Source organism: Thalassospira sp. MCCC 1A01148, from assembly GCF_001613795.1.
In the GTDB taxonomy this organism is placed as follows: domain Bacteria; phylum Pseudomonadota; class Alphaproteobacteria; order Rhodospirillales; family Thalassospiraceae; genus Thalassospira.
The window spans coordinates 56,722-80,454 of record NZ_LPVZ01000001.1 but is presented as its reverse complement, the minus strand read 5'-3'; the positions used below and the strand labels follow the sequence as shown (position 1 = coordinate 80,454).

Sequence of the window (23,733 nt, the reverse complement as noted above, 5' to 3'; positions counted from 1 at the left end):
GCTGTTAGGGCTTGCCGCGCGCACCATAAAATGCCTTTGCCAACGGCAACAATACGCCCGCATTGGGTAACTGGTCGGTCCGGCTGCACAGATCGGCATATATACAGATCAGCTTGGTCAGCAGGATAAAGGCATCCTGATTGCGCATCCCCGCAAAGGTGCCAAGCACTTCAACCGCATCGCTGGCCGCATCGCGCGCCAGATCAAGCTTGCCCGCCCCTTGCAGGGCCAGAACAAGAGCCGCCAGCGAATAACCAAGATCAAGGCGTTCGCTGTCGTCTCTGCGCCCGACACAATTGCGCAACCGGTCCTGCCGCAATTCGTTCGCCTGACAGGCAGCATCAACCGCCCAGTCCCATTCGCCCGCCTCGATCTCAAGCGCTGCGCGGTTGTTAAGACTAAGCGCAAGCCCCGCCACCGCAGCATCGCGCGCCGTCGGCAAATGAAAAGAGAAAATTTCATCCGCAGCATCAAACAGCTTCAATGCCGCTTCTCGTTCTTCGGGGGGATGGTTGCTGGCCATTTCAAGATAAAGTCGCGCGACCGCAAGCGAGTTGGGATCGGTCTGTTCAAGATAGGACAAGCGCAACGCATATTCTTCGTCCGTATTGTCCGTCATCCTGATCCCGCCACCTCGTTTTCACATGTCAAAGGCCCGCCGGGCCGTGCAGAGAAAAGACGTTTGGCAACCCCACCTTGTGAAGGATGGTCAATCAGCGATAAGCTGTTTCCCTTCGTTTGGCAGACTGCTAGACAATCGGGATCAGAGTTGCCCCAAAATCCGGAAAATTGCCCCAGATGAGTACATCCAGCGAAACCCTGCGCGCCCTTTACGGCACATGGCGTCTTGCCCGTGGCGACGAACAAGGTCTTGGATTTTTTAATTTTTCAATCGAAGGCTTCTGGCGCTCATTTCTGGCGGCCGCCATTGTGTTTCCGGCCTTTGTCCTGTTGCGCTGGAACGATATTTTCGATGCCCCGGAAGATTTCCCGGCCATCCGCTATATGCTGGTTGAAAGCATCGCCTATGTCATAAAATGGGTCGCCTTCCCGTTGATCATGTTCCACGTCATTCCAATGCTGGGGCGTGCGGAACGCTATATCGCGTTTATCACGGTTTATAACTGGGCAAGCGTGCTGCAGATGGGGCTTTATCTGGCGGCCTTGATGCTGGGCGTTCTTTTCCCATCGCTGGGGGCCGGTGGTTTTGTCTTTATCGCGGTGATCGCAACACTGGTTTATGGCGTCTATATCGCCAAGCTGACCCTGTCGGTCCCGATCCCGACCGCCAGCACCATTGTTCTTGCCGATTTCCTGCTGTCGCTGGTGATCACATCCATCGGTATCCGTCTGGCCGTCGGGCAGCTATTCTAGGACATCTTAAAAACAAAACCGCTTCAGGGAGAAACACACGATGAAACCCGTTCTTGCCGTCACCCGCCGACTGCCTGATGCCGTTGCAAAGCGCGCTGCTGAAAGTTACGACATCCGCACCCAGGAAGACGACGATCCCCTGACCCGTGCCGAAATCCTGGCCCTGTGTCATGGCGCGGATGCCGCCCTTGTTTCGGTGGGCGATCCGATTGATGCCGAGTTTTTTGATCATCTTTCCGACAGCGTGAGAATCATCGCCACCTTCTCGGTCGGGACCGATCATATTGATCTGGCAGCCGCGAGGAAAAAGGGCGTGATCATCGGCAATACGCCGGGTGTGCTGACCGATGCCACCGCCGATATTGCCTGGCTTCTGATCCTTGGGGCTGCCCGCCGTGCCAGCGAGGGGGAGGCAGAAGTCCGCAACGCCACCTGGTCAAGCTGGCGTCCGACCCATCTGATGGGAACGCAAGTGACGGGCAAGAAACTGGGCATCGTTGGCATGGGGCGCATTGGCCAGGCGGTTGCCAAACGCGCGCGCGGTTTTGATATGGATATCCATTATTACAACCGCCGCCAATTGCCCGCCGATCAGGAAATGGGTGCGACCTATCACGACAGCATCGACGGCCTTTTGCCCTATTGTGATTTCCTGTCGCTGCACTGCCCGTCCACGCCCGAAACGCGCGGCATGGTCAATTCAGATTTCATTGCCAAGCTGCCCGATGGCGCGATCATCGTGAACACCGCACGCGGCGATGTCGTCAACGATCAGGACCTGATTGCCGCGCTCAAATCGGGTAAACTGACGGCAGCCGGGCTGGATGTGTTCGCGGGTGAGCCGAACATCGAACCGGCCTATCGCGACCTTGCCAACACCTTCCTGTTGCCGCATCTGGGATCGGCCACGGTTGAGACCCGCAACGCCATGGGCTTCCGTGCGCTTGATAACATCGATGCCTTTGTGGCCGGCAAGGACGTGCCGTTTACGGTCTGAACCGCAGCACTGCCTGACCTGCAAAACAAAAGGCGCCAAACGGCGCCTTTTTCGTATCCGGGTGATTTTCGTTCGCCTTAACCCAGATCGCTTTCCTCGCCCGCGGGCAGGATGCAGGCGATTTCGCGGCCATCGCGGCTGATCTTGACGCGCCCGCCATGGATTTCGACCACGGCGCGCACCATCGCCATGCCAAGTGCACGGCGGGCCGATGGGGATTCGCCATCGCGCAGGCCTTCAAACAGCATCGGTTGCGGCGCTTCGTCCGACAGCGAGATCGAAATCTCGATATCCTCGCCCCGGCGGCGCGCAATCACGGAAACTTCGCTGCCTTCGGGGGCGGTGCGCAGCACGTTGGTCACCAGAATGAACAGTGCCTGTTTCAGTCGACGTTCATCGGCCACCATCCAGCCGATCTGCCGTGAACAATAAAGACGCAGCGATACGTTAAGCTCCGCCAGTCGGGCCCTTGTCAGTGCTTCGAGCGAGCGCAGCAAACGCCGTGGATCAACCGTATCAAGCTCAAGTGCGACCTGCCCCGATCCAAGGGTTGCCAGATCGCGCATGTCATCAACCAGCGCCAGCATGCTTTGGGCTTCGGTACGGATGGTTTCAACCGACCGCGCCACATTGCCGGTCAGATGCGGGATCAAACGATCAGATTCGCCATTGATGTGATCAAGCGGCTTGGTCAGTTCACGCGATACGGTCGAAATGAAGTCCGACTTCATCTGGTCGGCGGTGCGCAGTGCCTCGTTGCGTTCACGCAGCGCGCGTTCAACCCGGATGGTATCGGTCACATCGATATAGGACATCATCACCGCCCCGTCGGGCAGCGGCACGATGGCAAAATCAACGATCGAATTGTCTGCACGTTCCAGGCGGCCATTCATCGGCTCATGGTTGGTGATGCGTGCGACCATGCGGTTCTTAAACTTTTCCCAGTCATCACGTTCGCGCCAGTAGTCCTTGGATTTCTCGACCACGTCGCCCAAATGCGGGGAGGCATCCAGGAATGTGCTTTCAAGCCCCCAAAGATCGGCAAAGCCATGGTTATACAGCCGCAACCGGCCATCGCCACTGATCACGCCAACTGCTTCATGCAAGCTTTCAAGCGTTTCACGCTGAACCGCAATCAGGGTGTTATAGGAACTTTCCAGAACCAGCTTGTCGGTGACATCCTCATAGACAAACATCAGCCCGCCAAACGGATGGGGCGAGATAAAGCGACGCAACGTCATGCCATTGGGCAGATGCATCAGGTCTTCTTCGGGTTTGAGAAGATCGGTGAAACGCTGGTTTTCGGTATTGCGGAACTGGGTGAAATCGGTGACTTCGGGTAGCTTGCGTTCATCGCGCAAACGTCGCAAAACATCATCATGGGTCGGCTCGGTCCAGAGCCATTCGTCATCAAGATCCCAAAGCTTGGTAAACGCGGTGTTAAAGAAGATAAGCCCCTTGTCCCCGCCATAAACCGCAATCGCCGTTCCAAGGTTTTCAAGTACCTCGGCATGGGCGCGAATATGGCGTGACAGATCGGACTGCAGTTCTTCGACCGGGGTGCAATCAATCGCAAACCCGATCAGACCATCGGGTTCATCCCCACCGCCAGCCGGCATTTCGGTAATCCGCAACAATTTGCGATCACCGCGAATGACGACATGGAAATCACGTGTCAGGCTTTCATTATTGCGCTGAACCGATGCCGCCAATGACCGCCCGTGATCGGGGATCACACCCGCGCCGATTTCAGCTTGTGTCGCCAGGGCATCTTCGATGGTTTGCTGTTCGACCGCATCGGCATAGGCGATGTTGCAATCAATCAGGCGAAGCTCACCATCACGACGCCAGACCGGAAAGGGCAGACTGTCAAGCAACTGGCGCAGGCCCGATACTTCGTGCTTCAGCAATTGGAAATCGCCAAACTGGTTTTCGCGTTCACGCGAATGACGCGTTTCATCACGGAACCACAAACCATGCGCCAGCACATCCGATGACCGGTCCTTGCGCGCGGCCATGCCGGTCACATGGAATTTGCGTTCATCAATGGTCGTGACCCAAAGCTCAAACCTGTCATGACCTGATTTAAGGTTACGCACCCGTTCTTTTAGCGCATCGGCATCGTCGTCACGCAGAAGGTCGAGCAGATCGGGGAAACGCCCGTCATGCCCCAGTTGAAAGGCCCGTTTAAGCGACGGACTGGCACCTTCGGCAAAGCCATGGTGACTCCAGTAATAAACCGGGTCAGGACCAGCAAACAAAAGCTGGGTGAAAAGCTCGGTCTCACCGGCCAGTTCATGTTCGTGATCTTCGACTTCTTCAAGATGGCGACGCATGCGCAACGACAACCGCCAACCAACCCATCCGGCAATCGCCGCGCCACCGACAGCCGCCAGTCCAACCACAAGCCAGTCGCGATCACTTAGGCCTGCAAGGCTTCCGAAAATCGTTGCACCAATGCCATCCGCCTGGGCCAAAGCGGGCGCAGTACCCTCTCCGGCATTTGTTGCGGTATTGAGGCGGAATTTTTCCTGGGCGTGGACGGTTACCGACAGACCAAACGTCGCCACCATCGCACCCGTGCTGCGCCAAAAGGCCGGACGCGACAAATCAGACAGTCTGCGCATGATCGCCACTATCTTTTTGCCTGCGCGAAGCTGTGTGGATGCCTGTTCGGATGCTCGCCGTGTCACGTGTTGTTAACCGTTTGTGTTTATGAGCTATTATTATGGTGAAAACGTCGTGCTTTTACCACCGTTTCACATCATCACGGCAACAGGCTTGTCGGATGGCGTGTTTCATGGCGAAATCTTCGGCTCAAAACTCATTCACATGGCCAGTGATTCCGTTTATGTCTGCGGGACACACATTCTCAACCGAGCACATCAACCATTCCTAAAATGAGCCCAAAACCGCAGTTAGATCTTTTTGCCCAGCGCGCAGAGCCCAAGCAGGCCGCGCCACAAAAGGACTCTGCCGTGCTCAAGGCGGCGGCAAAACCGGCCCCGGAAATCGGCGATCTGTTTGATACCAATTTCAATGCCGCTGATATCGCCGAATGGGAACTGCTGTTTCGCGATGTGCCGCAATATAACTATCATTTCAAACGCGCCCAGATCGCCTCGGCCTTTGACCGGCCCTTGCACAAGAAACTGATAGCATCCCCCGCCTTTGAACGGTTGCGCGAAATCTCGTTTCTCGGTGCCATTGATTATCTGTTCCACCCCAACGGACGCCCGGCCAATATCCGTCATTCCCGTTATGACCACACGATTGGCGTCGCATTGCTGTCGCAACGCTATTGCCGTTTGATGGGGTTATCGGATGCCGATTGCGATCTTTTGGGGGCAGCCGCCCTTTTGCATGATATCGGCCATGGTCCGTTTTCCCATACGCTGGAACCGGAATTTGCAAGGCGCTTTAACCGCAACCACCATCAACTGACCAATCAGATCATCACCGGCGAGGTCGATCTGGACCTGTCGGTCAATCATCTGCTGGTCAAACATGGTGTCGACCCGGATGAAGTGATCGCCCTTCTGTCGAAAAAGTCCGATCACCCGCATGCCGCCCTGTTTGCCGGTCCGGTCAATATCGACACGCTGGAGGGCATCAGTCGCACCAAGACCTATGTCCATCCCAACCATGTGCATTGCCACCCGCGCCTGTTGCTTGAAGCTGCCGTCAAGCTGGACGCAGAATCGCTGAAACGCCTGGACAAGTTCTGGCAGCTGAAAGAGGACATCTATCGCAATTTCATCTTTGGTCCGATGTGCTTTGCCACCGACCATCTGTGCCGCGAATTTGTTGTCAAAAACGCACCGGACTTTGCCGCCGATGATTTCCTGCTGACCGAAAAGGCGTTCCTGAACAGCCACCCGGCCTTCAAGAAATTCCTGCATAGTCTTAAAAACCGGATTGAGCTTGATGGCGTTGCCGACGCGGTCGACCATCAGATGAGCGCATCTGCCAGCACCCTTGATCTGCACGAGGCCAAGGTGCCCCGGCGCGAATTTCACATCAACAAGGATGTCGAAGTCCGCTGCTTTGCCGATCTGTCAAAACGCTATTACGAGGAAAAGCATTCCTTCCTGCGGCGCGTCGGCAGCCTGACCGACCCGGCCCAGCAGGCAGCAGCGGCAAGCCTGTTCGACTAACGCGACAGCACCGGTGATCGGTGCAACTTTGGTCCGGATGGTACAAAATCCCGGATTACAGCGATACTCAAACAGATCCTGATAAACGCCCTTTTAATCTTTAAAGGTTAGGGAATGATCAGGTCAGGCCGTTTTCAACGAGTCGCAACAAGGAACAACTCCGATCTTGTTACCGCAAACCATCGCAACCAATCAGCACTACTCGGCCACCCGTCTGGCCGAGATGCGCGATGCATTGGGCAAAAGCCTGTCGGGCGATACATTTTGCGTGGTGGTGACCGGGTCCTATGGGCGCCACGAGGCATCCGATCAATCCGATCTGGATTACTTCATCATTGGCCGCGAAGCCGAACGCAGTCAGGCCCCGCACCAACAGGTTGCCGATATCCTTGGCAAGATGGTCACCAAGAAACCGGCGGTAAACGGTCCGTTTTCGTCCTATATCACGGCCGAGGAACTGGTGAACCGCATCGGGCTTGATGGCGATACCAACTCGATCACCACGCGGCGGCTGCTGTTTTTGCTGGAATGTGAGTGGCTCTATAACGAGGCGGGCAAACGCAAGTTCTTTGACGATCTGATCGCCAATTACGTCACAAGTTCCGTGACGCGCGATTCCATCGCGCGTTTTCTGGTCAATGACGTGATCCGTTATTACCGCACCATCAGCGTCGATTTTGAAATCAAGACCCGCGAAGGCGACGCCAGCAAGGCGTGGGCACCGCGGCGCCTGAAACTGGTTTTTTCACGCAAGATGCTTTATTTCGGCGGCATTATCGCAGCAGCTGAAACCGCAGGCCGTGATTATGCAGGTAAACGTGAAAAGCTGTCGGAACTTTTACAGCTTCCACCTATCACGCGCCTGCAAACCGTATTTGGTGAAAAAAGCCTGGCAGCACTTGAGCTTTATGACCGTTTCCTGCGCGAACTTTCCGATCCTGAAGTCCGTGCACGCCTTGATGGCGTCGGACCACATGATCGCAATGATGCCGAACTGCGATCACTTCTGGATGCTGGCAAGGGCTTCTCGCGTGAGCTGATCAAATTGCTGAATGATCGCTATGGCGCGGATCATCCGATCCACGAAGCCCTGTTGATGTAGGCACCGCGTTGCAGGCAGCTGTTCAGGACGATCGCGGCCTTTCGGTGATGTGCTTGAAATAGTTTTCCCGATCAAGGTCATGAACCTCGACGGTGAACTGCACCTGATAATCGCCAACCAGCCATTCCAGCCGGTCAATCAGGGCGGCAAGGGCGGCCTCACCCGTGGCAAATTTCACTGTATTGATCCGCCCGGACAAAAGCCGGATATCGAGATGCACCATGGCGTTTTTCGGGTCGCCATCGCCGATCACGACATTTTCCAGCGGCGTGATACGGGTCTTGAAAGAACTCAGTTCCGCATCGGCTTCGCGGGCAATCACGTAATGCAGATCAACCGCAAGCTTGGATAATTCATCCTTGATCGGCAGTTGGGCAGAATACTCGATTTCGAGCTGGGGCATGATGGCGATCCATCTGACTGGTTTGAATTTTTCTAACAATTTGCAGTGTATCTGCATACAAAAAAGCCGGCCCGCAGACGCGGACCGGCTTTGATACAAATCGGCAGATGCCAATTAGTAGCGGTAATGTTCCGGCTTGAACGGACCCGCCTGCGGCACGCCGATATATTCGGCCTGCTCGGACGAAAGCTGGGTCAGTTTCACACCAAGACGTTCCAGATGCAGGGCTGCAACTTTCTCATCAAGGTGTTTGGGCAGGACATAAACCTTGTTTTCGTAGTTCGCGTGGTTTTTCCACAGTTCAATCTGGGCCAGCACCTGGTTGGTGAAGGATGCCGACATCACGAAGCTCGGGTGACCGGTTGCGCAACCAAGGTTGACCAGACGACCTTCGGCCAGAACGATCAGGCGCTTGCCATCCGGGAATTCGACTTCGTCAACCTGCGGCTTGACGTTGTCCCACTTGTAGTTCTTGAGCGAACCAATCTGGATTTCGGAATCGAAGTGACCGATGTTGCAAACGATTGCGCGGTCTTTCATCGCACGCATGTGGTCAAGCGTGATGATGTCGATGTTACCGGTGGTGGTGACAAAGATGTCGCCAACCGGAGCTGCGTCTTCCATGGTGGTGACTTCGTAACCTTCCATCGCGGCCTGCAGGGCGCAGATCGGATCGATTTCAGTCACAAGAACACGTGCACCCTGGCTGCGCATGGACGCGGCCGAACCCTTACCCACGTCACCGAAACCGGCAACAACGGCGACCTTGCCGGCAACCATCACGTCGGTTGCGCGCTTGATGCCATCAACCAGGCTTTCACGGCAGCCATACAGGTTGTCGAATTTCGACTTGGTGACCGAGTCATTGACGTTGATCGCCGGAACCTTGAGCGTGCCTTTTTTCGCCATTTCATAGAGGCGGTGCACACCGGTGGTGGTTTCTTCCGACAGACCTTTGATGTCTTCGAGAAGTTCCGGATATTTTTCGTGGATCAGCTGGGTAACGTCGCCGCCATCATCAAGAATCAGGTTCGGCTTCCAGCCGTCCGGGCCCGCGATGGTCTGCTCGATGCACCACCAGAATTCTTCCTCGGTCTCGCCTTTCCAGGCAAATACCGGGATCTCAGCAGCAGCCATTGCCGCAGCAGCCTGATCCTGGGTCGAGAAGATGTTGCACGAAGACCAGCGAACTTCCGCGCCAAGGGCCGTCAGGGTCTCGATCAGAACTGCGGTCTGAATGGTCATGTGCAGGCAGCCGACGATGCGTGCGCCAGCCAGCGGTTTTGCATTGCCATATTCTTCGCGCAGCGCCATCAGGCCCGGCATTTCGGTTTCGGCAATCGCGATTTCCTTGCGGCCCCAACCGGCCAGCGAGATGTCCGCGACCTTGTAATCGGTAAAGTTCGACATGTTGTCTCCAATCAAACAGTAATGGCGCATCCGCATGGGACCATGTCCCGCCGATACGCCGATAAATTCTGTTGCGGTCCTATCCGCGACCGCGATAGGACACATATAAAGATATCTTTATATCGTTTTCAAGTTCTTTTTTGTGTGAATTTGTGTCCTGCACAAATTCAGACCGATGCATCCCCCGTCACACCTTGCAATCCGGGGCATTTCGACCACGGACGACAACGACATAAGGAGCCCGGAACTCCCCCTATGTTGGGATGTGTCCAGATGACGACAAGCTATGGCTGGCGGGATTTGTCAGGCGAGATCGTTAAAATCATCAAGCATCATGGCAATGCGCGCGGAGTCCCACTGTTCCATTACGCGGTTGGCCTGATGTTCGGAATTGCGGCTATCAAGGCGACGCAAGCGTTGCTTGACCAGCAACAGATTGACCGGCGACATCGAAAGATTGCGCAAGCCAAACCCGATAAACAGCGGCACATAGCGCGGATCACCGGCCATCTCGCCGCAGACACTGACCGGAATATCGCGTTCGCCCGCCACCCGGATCACATCACGGATCAGGCGTAAAACAGCGGGATGCAGCGGATCAAACAGCCCCGCCACCTGATCATCGGTCCGGTCAATCGCCAGCGTATATTGCGTCAGGTCATTGGTGCCAATCGCAAAGAAATCGCTGTCACGCGCCAGCGTATCCACCGCAATGGCTGCTGCCGGAATTTCGATCATCGCGCCCAGTGGCGGCAGGGTTTCGGGGATCGGGTGGCCATCCTTGCGCAGGCGCTTGGCCACGGCCTCGTAAACCTGACGGGCACGGGTCATTTCATGCACGCTCACCACCATCGGGATCAGAACCCGGACCGGACCATGCAGGGATGCACGCAGGATGGCGGCAAACTGGGCTTCAAGCAGTTCGGTTTTGCGCAAGGACAAGCGGATGCCACGCAAACCAAGCGCCGGATTCGGGCCGGACCCGATTTCGCTCTGAAGGGCGACGGCCAGTTTTTCACCGCCGATATCAAGGGTGCGGATGGTGACGGGTTTGCCACCCATGCGTTTGACGATGTCGGCCAGTTCTTCGTATTGCTCGTCCTCGTCCGGCAGATAGTCCTTGTTCATGAACATGAACTCGCTGCGCAACAGCCCGATGCCAGCCGCCCCGTTTTCCAGTGCTGCCGACAGCTCAATGGGCAATTCGATATTGGCGTGCAGATCGATATCAATCCCGTCGCGCGTGGCGGACGGCACATCGCGCAAGCTTGCCAGCTTTTCACGCGCCGCCAGCCAATCCGCGCGGCGCTGGGTATAATGTTCGATATCGGCATCGGTCGGCGCAATGATCACTTCGCCGCGCCCGCCATCGACAATGATCTGGTCACCACCGCGCACACCGCGAATGATATCGGTCGCCCCCAGAACCGCAGGAATACCAAGCGAACGGGCCATAATCGCCGTGTGGCCCTCGGCCCCGCCAAGGGCCGTGACGAAGGCCGTCACCTGGCCCGGTTCAAAGCGCGCCATATCGGCCGGACTGACATCCTCGGCAATCAGGATGGAGCCGCTTGGCGCCTTGTCGACGACGCGGTCGGTTTCCCCCATCAGACAGCGCATCAGGCGCAAGCCAACCTCGCGAATGTCGGTCGCACGCGCCGCGATATAGCTGTCATCCATGCCGGAAAACTGTTCGGCAATGGCATCGATCACTTCATTGACCGCATGCACGGCATTGAGTTTTTTGGAAACGATCAGTTCTTCGGCACCACGCACAAGACGCGATTGCGTCAGCATGTGGATATAGGCATCCAGCAGAAAGCCAAGTTCCTCGGATGCGGCACTTTCCTTGGCCGATGATTGGGATTTCAGGCGTTTGAGCTGATCAATGCTTTCGGCAACACCATCATGAAGGCGTTTGCACTCGTCCTGAACGGCATCCGGGGCAATCGGCTTGCGACTGACATGAACGATCTGGCGATCCAGGACAAAGGCGCGACCGATAACAATCCCGCCCGATGCGCCCAATCCGGTAATGACCCGTCGAGCGCCCGAGGTGTTTTCATCTGAAACGGTTTGCTCCGTCGGAGGAACTTGCAAGCCTTCGCTACCAACTCGTTCTTGTTGTTTCCCGAAAGTCAGACGCCCGTGGCCTCAAATCGTGACCAGTGGGTTCTTATTCTTCGTCGAACTTGGCATCGACCAGTTCATTGAGCGCATCAATCGCCTGGGTGGCGTCCGGGCCTGTGGCCTCAACCTCGATCTCGGTGCCGATGGATGCGGCCAGCATCATCAATCCCATGATCGACACACCCGATACTTCCGTGCCGCGGTTGCGCACCATGATGCTCGACTTGAATTCGCCTGCCAGTTTAACAAATTTCGCAGCCGCCCGCGCGTGCAATCCGCGCTGGTTGCTGATTGTTAAAGTGCGTTTTTCCTTCTGCGCCATCTATGTCCCCGCAAGCCAGATGCGCTGTCCCGGTGCATCCGGCCCTGTTCTTTTTGTTGCTGACTTATTCCTCGCCGCTCAGCAGACGCGACGCAACGTTTATATATTTACGCCCCGCATCCTGGGCCGCATTGACCGTTTCGGCCAGGGTGCCATCGATGCGAACAGAAGCGAGTTTAATCAGCAAAGGTAAATTAACCCCTGCGATTACCTCGACATTTGCCTGTTCCATAATGGAAATCGCCAGATTGGACGGAGTCCCGCCAAACATGTCGGTCAGAAGGACAACGCCCTTGCCGCTATCGACCTTTTCGACGCTGGAAAGAATGTCCGAACGGCGTTGTTCCATGTCGTCATCCGGCCCGATACAGACCGCTTCGACATTTTCCTGTTCGCCAACAACATGCTGCAAGGCAGATACGAACTCTTTCGCGAGATCGCCGTGGGTGACCAGCACCATCCCGATCATGCAGTATTCTCCATTTTATCACTCCCCCGAGGTCGGCTCGTCCGGCTTGTCCCGATGACTGAGATGTGTGTCATACCCCAGATCAGCAATCCAGTCATTGAGTAACCGCGCGATATACACCGAACGATGTTGACCACCTGTGCATCCGACCGCAATGGTCAGATAGCTTTTACCTTCCTGCGCATAACGCGGCAAAATCGGCTCCAGCATTGCCTTAAGGCGGCTTACAAACCCGGCAAAATCCGGGTCTTCTTCTATGTATCGCCCCACAGCCGCATTCATCCCGGTCATCAGGCGAAGCTCGGGATCATAATGCGGGTTGCGCAGAAAGCGAACGTCAAAAACCAGATCGGCTTCTGCCGGCACCCCCTGGCGGAACGAAAAGCTGCGCACAAAGATCGCCATCCCTTCGGTTTCGCCAATATCAAACTGGTCCTGCAGGATCTTGCGAAGCTCGGCTGATTTCAGGCGCGATGTATCAATGCGCATATCCGCCGTGGCGGCAATCGGCGCCATCAGGCGTTTTTCATGCTCAATCGCATCGACCAAAGGCCGATCATGGTTAAGCGGATGCGGGCGTCTGGTTTCGGTAAAGCGGCGCTGCAATACTGCTGTGTCTGCATCGACATAGATCATCAACGGATCCATGCCCGTCTGCTTGCGCAAGCGGCCGACAATATCGACAAACTGATCGACACCGAAATCTCTGCTGCGAATATCAAGGCCAATGGCAATCGGCTGTTCCGGGCGACAGTCACTGGGCACCAGCGCAGAAAGCATCCGAAGCGGCAGGTTATCGACCGCATCAAAGCCGAAATCTTCCAAAATCTTAAGCGTGGTGGTGCGCCCTGCACCCGACACACCGGTCACAAGAACCAGGCCGCTTTTGCCATCAAATGCGCCAAGGGCCTTGTTTTGACTGTCAGAAGAATTCATCGAAGAGTTCTGCAAAACGGCTTCCTGTGGGTTACGTTTCAAGTGTCATTTCACCTGTCGCGAGCGCCAAAGCTACCCCGATCTTTGCCTCAATAGCCAGATCGGATGCACATAATGTCCAACGCGGGATCTCAATACCACAAAACTCTTCATGTTCCTGTTCCGGCATACGTTCGACCTGCGTTGGCGCGCAACTCAGATCAATCAGAACACGCACGTCGCCTTCCGGTTTTTGCGGCAGACCACGCACAACCCCGATGCCGCGCACTTCGCATAATCCGGCAATCGGTTCGGGTGCACTGGCAATCAAACGCCCGTCACGCGCCACAAGGTCGGTTCGATCATCGGAAACAAGAAAGCCGCCAGCGTCGATCAGACGCAGCGAAAGCCCGGATTTTCCAGATCCGGATGGTCCACGCAACAGCACCGCATGGGCACCGATCCGGACACAATTTGCATGAAGCTGGGACATAATGGAAAACGATGCTTGGCAGAAGTTGGGTTGTCAAACCCCAAACGCAGCAAGGGCGGCTGACTTAACCTCGCGCATAGGAAAATCGCGCTTCTGGGTAGAAAAAAACTTAATCAAGCGGCAGGCGAATGGTGAAGATCGCCCCTTTGATCACGTCATCAACCATGCGATTCTGTGCGGTAAGTTCACCGTTATGAGCAGCAACGATTCGCTTTGAAATCGAAAGTCCCAGGCCGGAATGCTGGCCGAATTTCTCGCTCGACGGACGCTCGGTATAAAACCTGTTAAAGATTGCCTCTTCCTTGCCGGGCGGGATGCCCGGCCCGTCATCCTCGATCGTGATCACCGCCCAGTTCTTGTCACGCCAGGCGCGCACGCGCACTTCCCCGCCATCCGGGGTAAAGGTGATCGCGTTGGAAATCAGGTTCCTGAACACCTGCGTCAAACGGCTTTCAAGGGCGGGAACATTCAGATTGTCAGGAACGGAAACCTTGATCGGCGGACCATCGACATCGGCATTATAAAGCTCACCCAATGTCGTAAGCAGCACACCCAGATCAACTTCCTCGCTTTCGGCACGCGACAGTTCGGCATCCATACGCGAATAGTCGGAAATATCACTGATCAGGCGATCAAGGCGCTGCACGTCCTCGGCGATGATTTCCATCAGGCGGCGCTGGCGTTCCGGATCCTTCAGGCGGGTGGCGGTTTCCACCGCCGAGCGCAGCGAGGTCAGCGGATTCTTGATTTCATGCGCAACATCGGCGGCAAAACGCTCAATCGCATCCATGCGATCCCACAGCGTTTCGGTCATATCGCGCAGTGTCGTTGACAGATCGCCGATTTCATCACGCCGCCCCGAAAGATCGGGAATGGTGAACTGGCGGTTCTTGCTGCGCCGGACGCGTTCGGCCGCACGGGCCAAACGGTTAAGCGGCCGCGTAATCACACCCGCCAGATAGATCGACAACAACACGGTGATGCCAAAGGCAAATACAAAGATTTTCAGGATATCAAGGCGTACCGCGTGCAGGGCGTTTTCAATCGGCTCGCCGCTTTTGGTCAGCATGACCGATGCCAAAACCTGTTTAAAGCGCGCAACCGGGACTGACACGGACAAAACCCGGCGCCCCTGACTGTCCACACGCACCACCCCGCGCGAATAGCCCGCCAAAGCTGCGCGCACTTCGGGATAATCCGCTGCACTTGCCACGGGCGGATCAACATAAAGCGGCAGGGGTTGTTCCCCCTCAAACAGGGTCAGGATCCCATCGGTGAGTTTTCGCATGATATCGGCAAAGGCGTCTTCTTCGCCCGGTGCTGGAAGTTCTTCGGCCTGAATGGTGCCCGCACCAAGTGACTGGATATTGCGGCTATCGGCCAAAAGGCTGCCATTGGTGGCAAACAGCCGTGTGCGTGCGCCGGTAATCCCCACAAGTCGGCGCACCATTTCGCGCGCGACCTCGATTTTCACCCGGTTGGTCGCATCATCGCTGGAACTGACCGCCGATGTCGAAAGGGCCGCCGCATACATTTCCGCCTGAACAGCCATGGCTTCCAGTTCGGAATGAATAAGCTCCTGCTTGTAGCGCCCCAGATACAGGATACCCGCCACCAGCACAAAAAGTGCCAGCGCATTGACGGCCAGAATCCGCCAGGTCAACGGCGAAAAAAGCCCGTGGCGTTCCTCTATCCGTGTCGCCCGGGTTTCGGACGGACCTGTGTGCTGGTCGTGATCACCAGTCCCAAGATCGCTCATTCAAACCTGCAATAACCGGCCCGACGTTGATCGGGCCCGCAAAAGGATGCGCGCCAACGTCAATTGCGTTGGCGCGTCAGAAAATCTCTGGTCAGCTCGCCACCGTGGCGGTGTCGCGATAACGATAGCCCACACCATAAAGGGTCTCGATTTCCTTGAATTCCTTGTCGGTCTCGCGGAACTTTTTGCGCAGGCGCTTGATGTGGCTGTCAATCGTGCGGTCGTCAACATAGATGTGCTCGCCATAGGCGGCATCAATCAACTGATCGCGGTTCTTCACATGCCCCGGATGTTTCGCCAGCGCCTGAATCAGCAAGAACTCCGTCACGGTCAGGTTCACATGCTGCCCCTTCCAGCTGCACATATGGCGCGACGGATCAAGCACCAGATCACCGCGCTGCAAAACATCATCCGACCCGTTCGGACGCACGCCGCCAGCCCGCATGATTTCCGCGCGGCGCAGAAGGGTGCGAATACGTTCAATCAGCAAACGCTGGGAAAACGGCTTCTTGATATAGTCATCGGCCCCCATGCGCAGGCCAGTCAGCTCATCAACCTCGTCATCCTTGGATGTCAGGAAGATCACCGGCATTTCGGTTTTTTTGCGCAAATGGGTCAGAAGTTCCAGTCCGTCCATGCGGGGCATCTTGATATCAAGCACCGCCAGATCAGGCTCTTCTTTCGTGATGGCATGAAGTGCCTCCGAACCATCAGAGTATGTCAGGACCTCATATCCTTCTTCTTCCAACGCCATCGAAACCGACGTCAGGATATTCCGGTCGTCATCAACAAGTGCGATCTTACTCACCTGGACCTCATCTACTGGACAGATACATTTCACTCATTCGTGTGGTGACTATACAATTTACATTCCAATGTGGCGAAAAAATAACCACTTGCGGCATAAATAAGGCCCTTCAAATACACGTGCGTTCAAGGCCCTTGGTCATCTGTATTTGTTGACTTTATGTCGCCACGTTCCCTAATTGGCGTAAATATGTCATCCCACGCCCAACGCCCGGCACTTCAAAAGGATCCCGGATCACCGGGGGAGGTCGCGATTTTCTATTGGTTAAGCAATTTCAGCCGCGGAACCCTGATCTTTGCCGGGACGTTTATTTCGGCAATGGTGATTTGGGCGGCTGTCAGCTCGACCGGAAATCTGACCATTCGCGAACTTGAAACCACGGGCGAAGCCCGACTGGCGCTGTATGACAGCTCGCTTCGTGCGGCCATTGATCGCTATCGCTATCTCCCCTATGTCGTCGCCCGCCATCATCAGGTCACCCGCGCGGTCAAAGATCGCAGTACGGCGCAAACCGCCAACCTGTATCTTCAACAGGTCAATGATCAGTCCGGTGCAGCGGCGCTTTATATTCTTGATGACACCGGTGAAACCGTGGCCTCAAGCAACTGGAACACACCAGACAGCTTTGTTGGCGAAGACTATTCCTTCCGCCCCTATTTCAATCAGTCCTTGCAGGGCAACGAAGGGTTCTTTTTTGGCATCGGGGTCACCACCGGGCGGGCAGGCCTGTTCATTTCCAACCCGGTCCGCGACAGCGACAATGACGAGGTCATCGGAGTCGTTGTCGTCAAACTTGAACTCGATGAAGTTGAACAGAACTGGCAGGACGCGGGCGAGACCGTTTTTGTCTCCGACGCCGACGGGGTGATTACCCTGACCAGTCAGGGGGACTGGAAATACAAAACACTGTCCCCGCTGTCGCCGGCTGACCGTGCCCGGATCGAAAGCAACCGGCAATATCCCGGTCGTGATCTGCCATCCCTTGATGTCGGGCAGCAACTGGCAAAGGGATCGGGCATCGTCGCCATTGATGGGCATCGCTACCTGTTTGACAGCAAACCGATCCGCGGCAGTGCCTGGCGGATTTTCTATCTGACATCCATGGATCAGGTTACGGACCGCCAAGGGGCGGTCATGCTGATCGCGGTGATCGCCGGGGGCATGATCATTCTGGTGATCCTGTTCCTGCGCGAACGCGAACTCAAGCTTGCCTCGCAGCGCGAAGCGCTTGAATTTGAACGTATTCAGGCGCTTAACACCCGTCTTGAAGAAGAAATCACCGAACGGCGCAAAACCGAGGAAGAACTGCGCGGCACCCAGAATGAACTGGTGCAGGCCGGAAAGCTCGCAGCCCTTGGTCAGATGTCGGCCGCCATTGCGCACGAAATCAACCAGCCGATTGCCGCCATCCGAACATTTTGCGCCAGTGCCAAACTGATGATCGAACGCGGCAAGACCGAAAAGCTTGATCAGAACATCAATCAAATCTCCGCACTCACCGAACGGATGGGCGCCATCACCGGCCAGCTCAAGACATTCTCGCGCAAATCAACAGGGGTTCTGGAACCGGTCGATCTCAAGGTCGCACTTGATAACGCCCTGCAATTGCTAAGCCCGCAATTACAGCAGGAAGAATGCGGCATTGAATGCAATGAACCCGATACGCCGCTTGTAATTCGCGCCGACCTTGTGCGCATCGAACAGATTTGCGTGAACATTATCCGCAATGCGATTGACGCCATGGCTGGCAGCGCACCCAAGCGGATCTATATTGACCTGTCTGAGTCCGGGACCGATGTCATCATGCGCATCACCGATACCGGGCCGGGCATGAATGACGAAACCCTGTCTCTTTTGTTTGATCCGTTTTTCACCACCAAGGATCCCGGTCAGGGCGTGGGATTGGGACTTTCGGTAACTTATGGCATTGTGCGGGACTTCGGCGGCAGCATAAAAGCCTATAACAGCGAAACCGCCGGGGCCTGTTTCGAAGTTCGCCTGCCGCTACTCAAGGGTAAAACACCGTGACCACCAAAGACCGCGCGCAAGACAATGACGTCGCACCGGAAATCACGCCACACATCATCATTGTCGATGATGACGAGGCCATGCGCGTCTCTCTTGCCCAATGGCTGGAACTGTCCGATTTCGACGTCACGGTGTACGAAGACGCCCGCGAAGCATTGCACGACATCAATCCCGAATTTGCCGGGGTGATCCTGACCGATGTCAAAATGCCCAAGCTTGATGGCATTACCTTTACCCGGTCCGTGCTGGCAGCCGATCCCGACATTCCCATCATCCTGATGACCGGCCACGGCGACGTGCCGATGGCGGTCGAGGCGATGAAAAGCGGCGCCTATGATTTCGTCGAAAAACCGTTCGAACCAAAAGACATTGTCGAAAGCCTGGAACGCGCCATTGAAAAACGCCGTTTGGTGATCGAAAACCGAAATCTCAGGCGTCAAATCGAAAGCCGCGGCAGCCTTGATTCGCGCCTGATCGGCAATTCAATCGCCATGCGCAATCTTAAGGATGAAATTGCCAATATCGCGCCAACAGAAGTCCCGGTTCTGATTTCCGGCGAAACCGGCACCGGCAAGGAACTGGTCGCGCGTGCCATCCATGATCTCAGCGACCGTCACGATGAAAAGTTTGTCGCAGTAAACTGTGCCGCCATCCCCGAAAGCACGGCCGAAAGCGAACTGTTTGGCCACGAAAAAGGTGCCTTTACCGGTGCCGCAAGCCAACGGATCGGCTGGATCGAACATGCGATTGGCGGCACGCTGTTTCTTGATGAAATATCAAGCATGCCGCTGGCCCTTCAGGCCAAATTGCTCCGTGTGATTGAACAGCGCGAAGTGGTGCGTCTGGGTTCCAATGCGCCGGTAAAAGTCGATTTCCGTCTGATCTGCGCCACCAACGAGGATCTGGTGGCCGCAGTTGCCGAACGCAATTTCCGCGAAGACCTGCTGTTTCGCATCAACACCTTTGAACTGTCCATTGCCCCCTTGCGCGAACGCCAGGATGATGTCGCGCTGTTGTTTGACATCTTCGCCGAACGCGCTGCCGAGCGGTTTGAACGCCCCTATGAGCGCGTCACGCCAACCCTGATTGCACAACTCAGGGCGCATGACTGGTCAGGCAATGTGCGCGAACTTAAAAACATGGCCGAACGCTATGTACTTCTGGTCGGCAGTCCCGAAGAACGCTTCAAACGCCTGTTCAAGGGCGGGTTTGAACCATCCGGCCCGCAAACAACGGATCTGGCCCTTGCCGAACAGCTTCGCGAGTTCGAGGAACGCGTCATCCGCGACGCACTGGATCGCCATGATGGCAACGTCAAATCCGTGATGGAAGAACTCGACATCCCGCGCCGGACGCTTAATGAAAAAATGAAAAAACTCAACATCCGGCGCGATAAATCGGCCTAAGCTATTGTTGCAATGCGATATTTATCTCGCACACGCAATAAATCGGCAAGATTCCGCCGATCAATTTCGGTAAATCGGCAAGATTATGCCGAATTGCAGAATCGCCAATCCATAAGATATTGATTTATATCATTATTTTTTATTCCGGTTTTGGCATACTCATTGCGTATTAGAATCCCAAAATGATAAACTGACGAAAACACGAGGGAGGAAACCACACAGCCTGTCCAGTTCGGACGGAACAAATGGCTGTCTGAAATCATCTCTCAAACATGGTTCTGAAATGCGCCCTGTATTCTGATCAGCACCATTTGGTGCGATCATGCTCAGGTGACCGCAAGAACCCAAAAACAACAGGCCCGCCAAACGGGTCATCGAAGAACGTGAAGAATCATATTCTCGAAAGATCCTTTGGATCTATTTGTCGTTAAGAGTGTTAACCCTAGGGAGGACTGTCATGAAGCTCCGTACTCTGCTTACAGCAGCAGCCGCAGCCATGATGCTGACCGCCGCACCCGCGTCGGCACAGCAACTGTCAATCGCAACCGGTGGTACCGGTGGCACTTATTATCCGTATGGCGGTGGCCTTGCGGAACTGATCACCAAATATGTCGATGGTTCCAGCGCCGTTGCCGAAGTTACCGGCGCGTCTGTTGAAAACATGGGCCTGATTTCGCGCGGCGACAGTGACATCGCGATCGGTCTTGCCGATACCGTCTATGCCGGCTTCACTGGCACCGGCAAATTCGAAGGCCGCACCCTTGATAACGTTCGTGCCCTGGCATCGATCTATCCGAACGCAGTTCAGATCGTCACCATGGCTGACAGCGGCATCAACGGCCTTGCCGATCTTAAAGGCAAACGCGTTTCTGTCGGCGCACCGGGTTCGGGTACCGAAGTTTCGGCACAGACCCTGCTGAACGCCAATGGCATCACCTATGATGACATCGAAGAACAGCGCCTGAACTTCAACGAAACCGCAGATGCCCTTCGTGATGGTGACATCGACGCCGGTTTCTGGAGCGTTGGTCCGCCCACCAGCTCGATCCTGAACCTCGCAACCACGCGCGACATCAAGCTGATCGCGCTGACCGATGACGAAATCCTTGCTGCACTGGATGCAGAACCGACCTTCGCACCGTACGCGCTGCGTACCGGCATCTACGAAGGCGTAACCGCACCGGTTAACACCATTTCGACCCCGAACGTTCTGTTCGTGAACGAAGAAATGGACGAGGAACTGGCTTATCAGATCACCAAGACCCTGTTTGAAAAGGTCGAAGAACTGATTGCCATCCACCCGGCAGCAAACGACACCACGGTTGATTTCGCTCTGAATTCGACCCCGATCCCGATGCATCCGGGTGCGCTTCGTTACTACGAAGAAACCGGCATGCCGATTCCGCCGAAGCTGATGCCGTAATCGGATGCTTCTGCAAATGTTTGGGCGGCCATTATTGGCCGCCCTTCTTCTCTTGATAGCGGCATGTTCTGGTCCGGCCCGTCAGGACCACGTCAAGCCCGGCACCGTGATTGACCATCTTGAAGTCATCGGTGCGGACGGGACGCTTCTGGCCAGAACCGAAATTCCACGTCAATCCGGCTGGTGCCTGTATTGGAACCATTCTGTGACCGGTGATGGCGTAATCGACTGTTATGTCGATGATCTGGGCAAGATGGTTCTCCATCGCGCCTATCAGCCCGACTTCGCTGCAGGTCTTGGTCATTACCCGGGTCGTGGTATTCTGACCAGCGCAGAAGGGGGCGGATACTGGATCGAAGATATCGACGAACCTGTGCGCGGCAACGCCTATGTGCTACGCGTGGGGTCACTTGCGGTAAATCATCGCATCGTCACAGACAGTGACGAGATCAACCTTTCAAAGATGGCTGAACACACCCGTGTCACCATCCGCCTTGATACCGGGGAATAAGTTTAATGTCCGAACCGGCACCGCTTCCGTCCATGACGGATAAATTGCCACAGCCACGAATGGTTATGTGGGCAATTTCAATTGTTGCAGTCGCACTTTCTTTGTTCCAGATGTATGGCGCAGGGATCGAACCGCTTGGCCTGTTCTATCAACGCAGTATCCACCTTGCGTTTGTGATGTTCCTGGCCTTTTTGATGTTCCCGGTGTTTGGCAGCAACAAAAAGCGCGGCGCACTTGGCTGGCTGATTGATATCGCCTTCCTTGCCGGTGCCTTTGCCACGGGCTTCTACCTGACCTTCTATCTTGATGAAATTATCAACCGCGCCGGTTTCTGGAGCGACACCGACCTGATCATCGGCGTCATCGCCACGGTCACCGTGCTGGAAGCCAGCCGCCGTGCAGTCGGCCTTGGCATGACCGTGATCGGCATTGTCGCCATCATCTATGCCCTGTCGGGTCCGCGCGGTGCCCTGCCCTGGGTCGGCGAATGGCTGCCGGGCATTCTGTCCCATCGCGGCAACAGCGTTGATCGACTGGTTGGTCAGCTTTACCTCGGTCAGGAAGGCATCTATGGCCTGCCGATGGGGGTTGCTGCGACCTATATCTTCATGTTCGTGCTGTTCGGGGCATTCCTTGAAGTGACCGGTGCCGGCAAATTCTTTATCGACATGGCCTATGCCGCAACGGGCAAAAAGCCCGGTGGTCCGGCCAAGGCCGCTGTTCTGGCATCGGCCGGTATGGGTTCGATCAGCGGGTCGGCCATTGCCAATGTCGTGACGACCGGTGCTTTTACCATTCCGCTGATGAAGCGCCTTGGCTATCGCCCGGCACAGGCAGGCGGCGTCGAAGCGGCTGCTTCCACCGGCGGGCAGATCACTCCGCCGCTGATGGGGGCGGGTGCCTTCCTGATTTCCGAATATACGCAGGTCCCCTACCTCGAAATCGTTCTGGTTTCGATTTTCCCGGCGGTTCTCTATCTCGGCACGGTTTATCTGTTCGTGCATATCGTTGCCCTGAAACAGGGCATGCGCGGCATGCCGGTCGAAGAACTGCCCGACTGGAAACAGGTCCTTAAGGAAGGTTGGCAATTCATCTTGCCGCTGGGTGTGCTGATTTACCTGCTGGTGCTGAACATATCGCCGATGCGTGTCGGCTTCTGGGCGATCCTTTCCGTGATTGGCGTCGCCGCCCTGCGCTATGCGCTGTGGTTCTTTATTGTCGCCCCGCAAAATGGCGAAAGACCAAGCCATGACAAACTGGTTGCCGCCATTCGCAAGGGCATCGCAATCACCATCGCGGCCCTTGAACTTGGTGCGAAGAACGCCGTTGCCGTTTCCATGGCCTGTGCGGTTGCCGGGATCATTGTCGGCGTTGTCGGCCTGACCGGTCTGGGTCTGAAATTCTCATCCATGATGATCGCGTTTTCGGGTGGCAACATCGTTCTGGCACTTATTCTGGTGCTGATCGCCAGCCTGATCCTTGGTATGGGCCTGCCGGTGACGGCATCCTATATTGTGCTGATCGTGCTGGTTGGCCCGGCACTTTCGAACGAGTTCGGCATCCCGCTTCTGATCGCCCATCTTGTGGTCTTCTGGTACTCGCAGGACAGTAACGTCACACCGCCCATTGCATTGGCGGGCTTTGCGGGGGCGGCCATTGCCAACGCAAGTCCCATGGAAACCAGTGTGCAGGCGTGGAAGTTTGCCAAGGGTCTCTATCTGATCCCGGCCTTCATGGTGTTTAACCCGGAAATCATCGAAGGCGGCGCAATCGAACTCGTTCTGTGGACCGGCTTTACCGCCATCCTGTGTCTGGTTGCCTTTGCTGCCGCCCTTGAAGGCTTCCTGTTTGCCACCATGGATGTGTTCTCGCGGATCATCATCGTTCCGGCGACGATTGGCGTATTCTATCCCGACTTCCGCGCCGAAGTCGCAGGCACCGTCGTGCTTCTTGCGGTTCTGGCCATTAACTGGTGGCAGGGCAAAAAGAACACCCCGACACCGGCAGTCGCCGCAAGCTAAACCTT

Annotated in this window: 19 protein-coding genes and 1 pseudogene; 9 read left to right on the top strand and 11 right to left on the bottom strand. The window is 55.8% G+C overall.

Translation table 11 applies throughout. The annotated features are described in order from the left end of the window. Window positions 1-4 precede the first annotated feature (4 nt). A complete protein-coding gene (locus AUQ43_RS00360; protein WP_062953648.1) occupies window positions 5-619 on the bottom strand; it encodes a hypothetical protein in 615 nt (204 codons plus the stop codon). A gap of 179 nt (window positions 620-798) precedes the next feature. On the opposite strand from AUQ43_RS00360, the gene AUQ43_RS00355 reads away from it, so the two are divergent. Together AUQ43_RS00355 and AUQ43_RS00350 are read left to right on the top strand one after the other, a co-directional pair. Next, window positions 799-1,374, top strand: coding sequence for a hypothetical protein (locus AUQ43_RS00355; RefSeq protein WP_062953647.1), 576 nt, complete (start codon window positions 799-801; stop codon window positions 1,372-1,374). Between the two features lie 40 nt (window positions 1,375-1,414). Continuing rightward, window positions 1,415-2,371 carry a D-glycerate dehydrogenase gene (locus AUQ43_RS00350; RefSeq protein ID WP_062953646.1) on the top strand — a complete coding sequence of 319 codons (957 nt, stop codon included), beginning with the start codon at window positions 1,415-1,417 and terminating at the stop codon, window positions 2,369-2,371. Between the two features lie 77 nt (window positions 2,372-2,448). Here the strand turns inward: AUQ43_RS00350 and AUQ43_RS00345 are convergent, their stop codons facing one another. Continuing rightward, window positions 2,449-4,998, bottom strand: coding sequence for a PAS domain-containing sensor histidine kinase (locus AUQ43_RS00345; RefSeq protein WP_062953645.1), 2,550 nt, complete (start codon window positions 4,996-4,998; stop codon window positions 2,449-2,451). A gap of 273 nt (window positions 4,999-5,271) precedes the next feature. On the opposite strand from AUQ43_RS00345, the gene AUQ43_RS00335 reads away from it, so the two are divergent. Both AUQ43_RS00335 and AUQ43_RS00330 read left to right on the top strand, forming a co-directional pair. Then, complete coding sequence (locus AUQ43_RS00335; protein WP_232310539.1) at window positions 5,272-6,528, top strand: HD domain-containing protein; 1,257 nt, start codon at window positions 5,272-5,274, stop codon at window positions 6,526-6,528. A 160-nt stretch (window positions 6,529-6,688) separates the two neighbouring features. Then, a pseudogene (locus AUQ43_RS00330) lies at window positions 6,689-7,630 on the top strand (DUF294 nucleotidyltransferase-like domain-containing protein); the annotation flags it as partial. A 22-nt stretch (window positions 7,631-7,652) separates the two neighbouring features. Here AUQ43_RS00330 and AUQ43_RS00325 read toward each other — a convergent pair. The 9 genes from AUQ43_RS00325 to AUQ43_RS00285 form a co-directional block, all read right to left on the bottom strand. After that, window positions 7,653-8,033 carry a 5-carboxymethyl-2-hydroxymuconate Delta-isomerase gene (locus AUQ43_RS00325; RefSeq protein ID WP_062953642.1) on the bottom strand — a complete coding sequence of 127 codons (381 nt, stop codon included), beginning with the start codon at window positions 8,031-8,033 and terminating at the stop codon, window positions 7,653-7,655. A gap of 114 nt (window positions 8,034-8,147) precedes the next feature. Further along, on the bottom strand, window positions 8,148-9,443 hold the full coding sequence (gene ahcY, locus AUQ43_RS00320) for an adenosylhomocysteinase (protein WP_062953715.1): 1,296 nt from the start codon (window positions 9,441-9,443) through the stop codon (window positions 8,148-8,150). A gap of 303 nt (window positions 9,444-9,746) precedes the next feature. Continuing rightward, window positions 9,747-11,543, bottom strand: coding sequence for a phosphoenolpyruvate--protein phosphotransferase (ptsP, locus tag AUQ43_RS00315; protein ID WP_062953641.1), 1,797 nt, complete (start codon window positions 11,541-11,543; stop codon window positions 9,747-9,749). 76 nt (window positions 11,544-11,619) lie between these two features. Then, window positions 11,620-11,895 carry an HPr family phosphocarrier protein gene (locus tag AUQ43_RS00310; protein ID WP_062953640.1) on the bottom strand — a complete coding sequence of 92 codons (276 nt, stop codon included), beginning with the start codon at window positions 11,893-11,895 and terminating at the stop codon, window positions 11,620-11,622. 64 nt (window positions 11,896-11,959) lie between these two features. Continuing rightward, window positions 11,960-12,364 carry a PTS sugar transporter subunit IIA gene (locus AUQ43_RS00305; RefSeq protein WP_062953639.1) on the bottom strand — a complete coding sequence of 135 codons (405 nt, stop codon included), beginning with the start codon at window positions 12,362-12,364 and terminating at the stop codon, window positions 11,960-11,962. A gap of 18 nt (window positions 12,365-12,382) precedes the next feature. After that, window positions 12,383-13,342 (bottom strand): RNase adapter RapZ, encoded by a 960-nt coding sequence (gene rapZ / locus AUQ43_RS00300; protein ID WP_232310538.1) that lies wholly within the window; start codon window positions 13,340-13,342, stop codon window positions 12,383-12,385. Beyond that, a complete protein-coding gene (locus AUQ43_RS00295) occupies window positions 13,332-13,772 on the bottom strand; it encodes an HPr kinase/phosphorylase (protein WP_062953638.1) in 441 nt (146 codons plus the stop codon). The genes rapZ and AUQ43_RS00295 overlap by 11 nt, the downstream gene beginning before the upstream one ends. A 109-nt stretch (window positions 13,773-13,881) precedes the next feature. Then, entirely contained in the window at window positions 13,882-15,531 is a 1,650-nt protein-coding gene (locus tag AUQ43_RS00290; RefSeq protein WP_232310537.1) for a stimulus-sensing domain-containing protein, read from the bottom strand. Between the two features lie 91 nt (window positions 15,532-15,622). Next, window positions 15,623-16,339, bottom strand: a complete 717-nt coding sequence (locus AUQ43_RS00285) for a response regulator transcription factor (protein ID WP_084271922.1) — start codon at window positions 16,337-16,339, stop codon at window positions 15,623-15,625. Between the two features lie 189 nt (window positions 16,340-16,528). On the opposite strand from AUQ43_RS00285, the gene AUQ43_RS00280 reads away from it, so the two are divergent. The 5 genes from AUQ43_RS00280 to AUQ43_RS00260 all read left to right on the top strand — a co-directional run bounded on the left by AUQ43_RS00280 (window position 16,529) and on the right by AUQ43_RS00260 (window position 23,728). Next, complete coding sequence (locus AUQ43_RS00280; protein WP_084271921.1) at window positions 16,529-18,367, top strand: ATP-binding protein; 1,839 nt, start codon at window positions 16,529-16,531, stop codon at window positions 18,365-18,367. Further along, entirely contained in the window at window positions 18,364-19,773 is a 1,410-nt protein-coding gene (locus AUQ43_RS00275; RefSeq protein WP_198157125.1) for a sigma-54 dependent transcriptional regulator, read from the top strand. Before AUQ43_RS00280 ends, AUQ43_RS00275 begins: the two co-directional genes overlap by 4 nt. A gap of 457 nt (window positions 19,774-20,230) precedes the next feature. Then, complete coding sequence (locus AUQ43_RS00270) at window positions 20,231-21,196, top strand: TAXI family TRAP transporter solute-binding subunit (protein WP_062953637.1); 966 nt, start codon at window positions 20,231-20,233, stop codon at window positions 21,194-21,196. Window positions 21,197-21,230: 34 nt separating this feature from the next. Then, window positions 21,231-21,707 carry a DUF1850 domain-containing protein gene (locus AUQ43_RS00265; protein WP_232310536.1) on the top strand — a complete coding sequence of 159 codons (477 nt, stop codon included), beginning with the start codon at window positions 21,231-21,233 and terminating at the stop codon, window positions 21,705-21,707. Between the two features lie 5 nt (window positions 21,708-21,712). Next, window positions 21,713-23,728: a TRAP transporter permease gene (locus AUQ43_RS00260; RefSeq protein WP_062953635.1), complete on the top strand. Its 2,016-nt coding sequence runs from the start codon at window positions 21,713-21,715 to the stop codon at window positions 23,726-23,728. The last annotated feature ends 5 nt before the right edge of the window (window positions 23,729-23,733 follow it).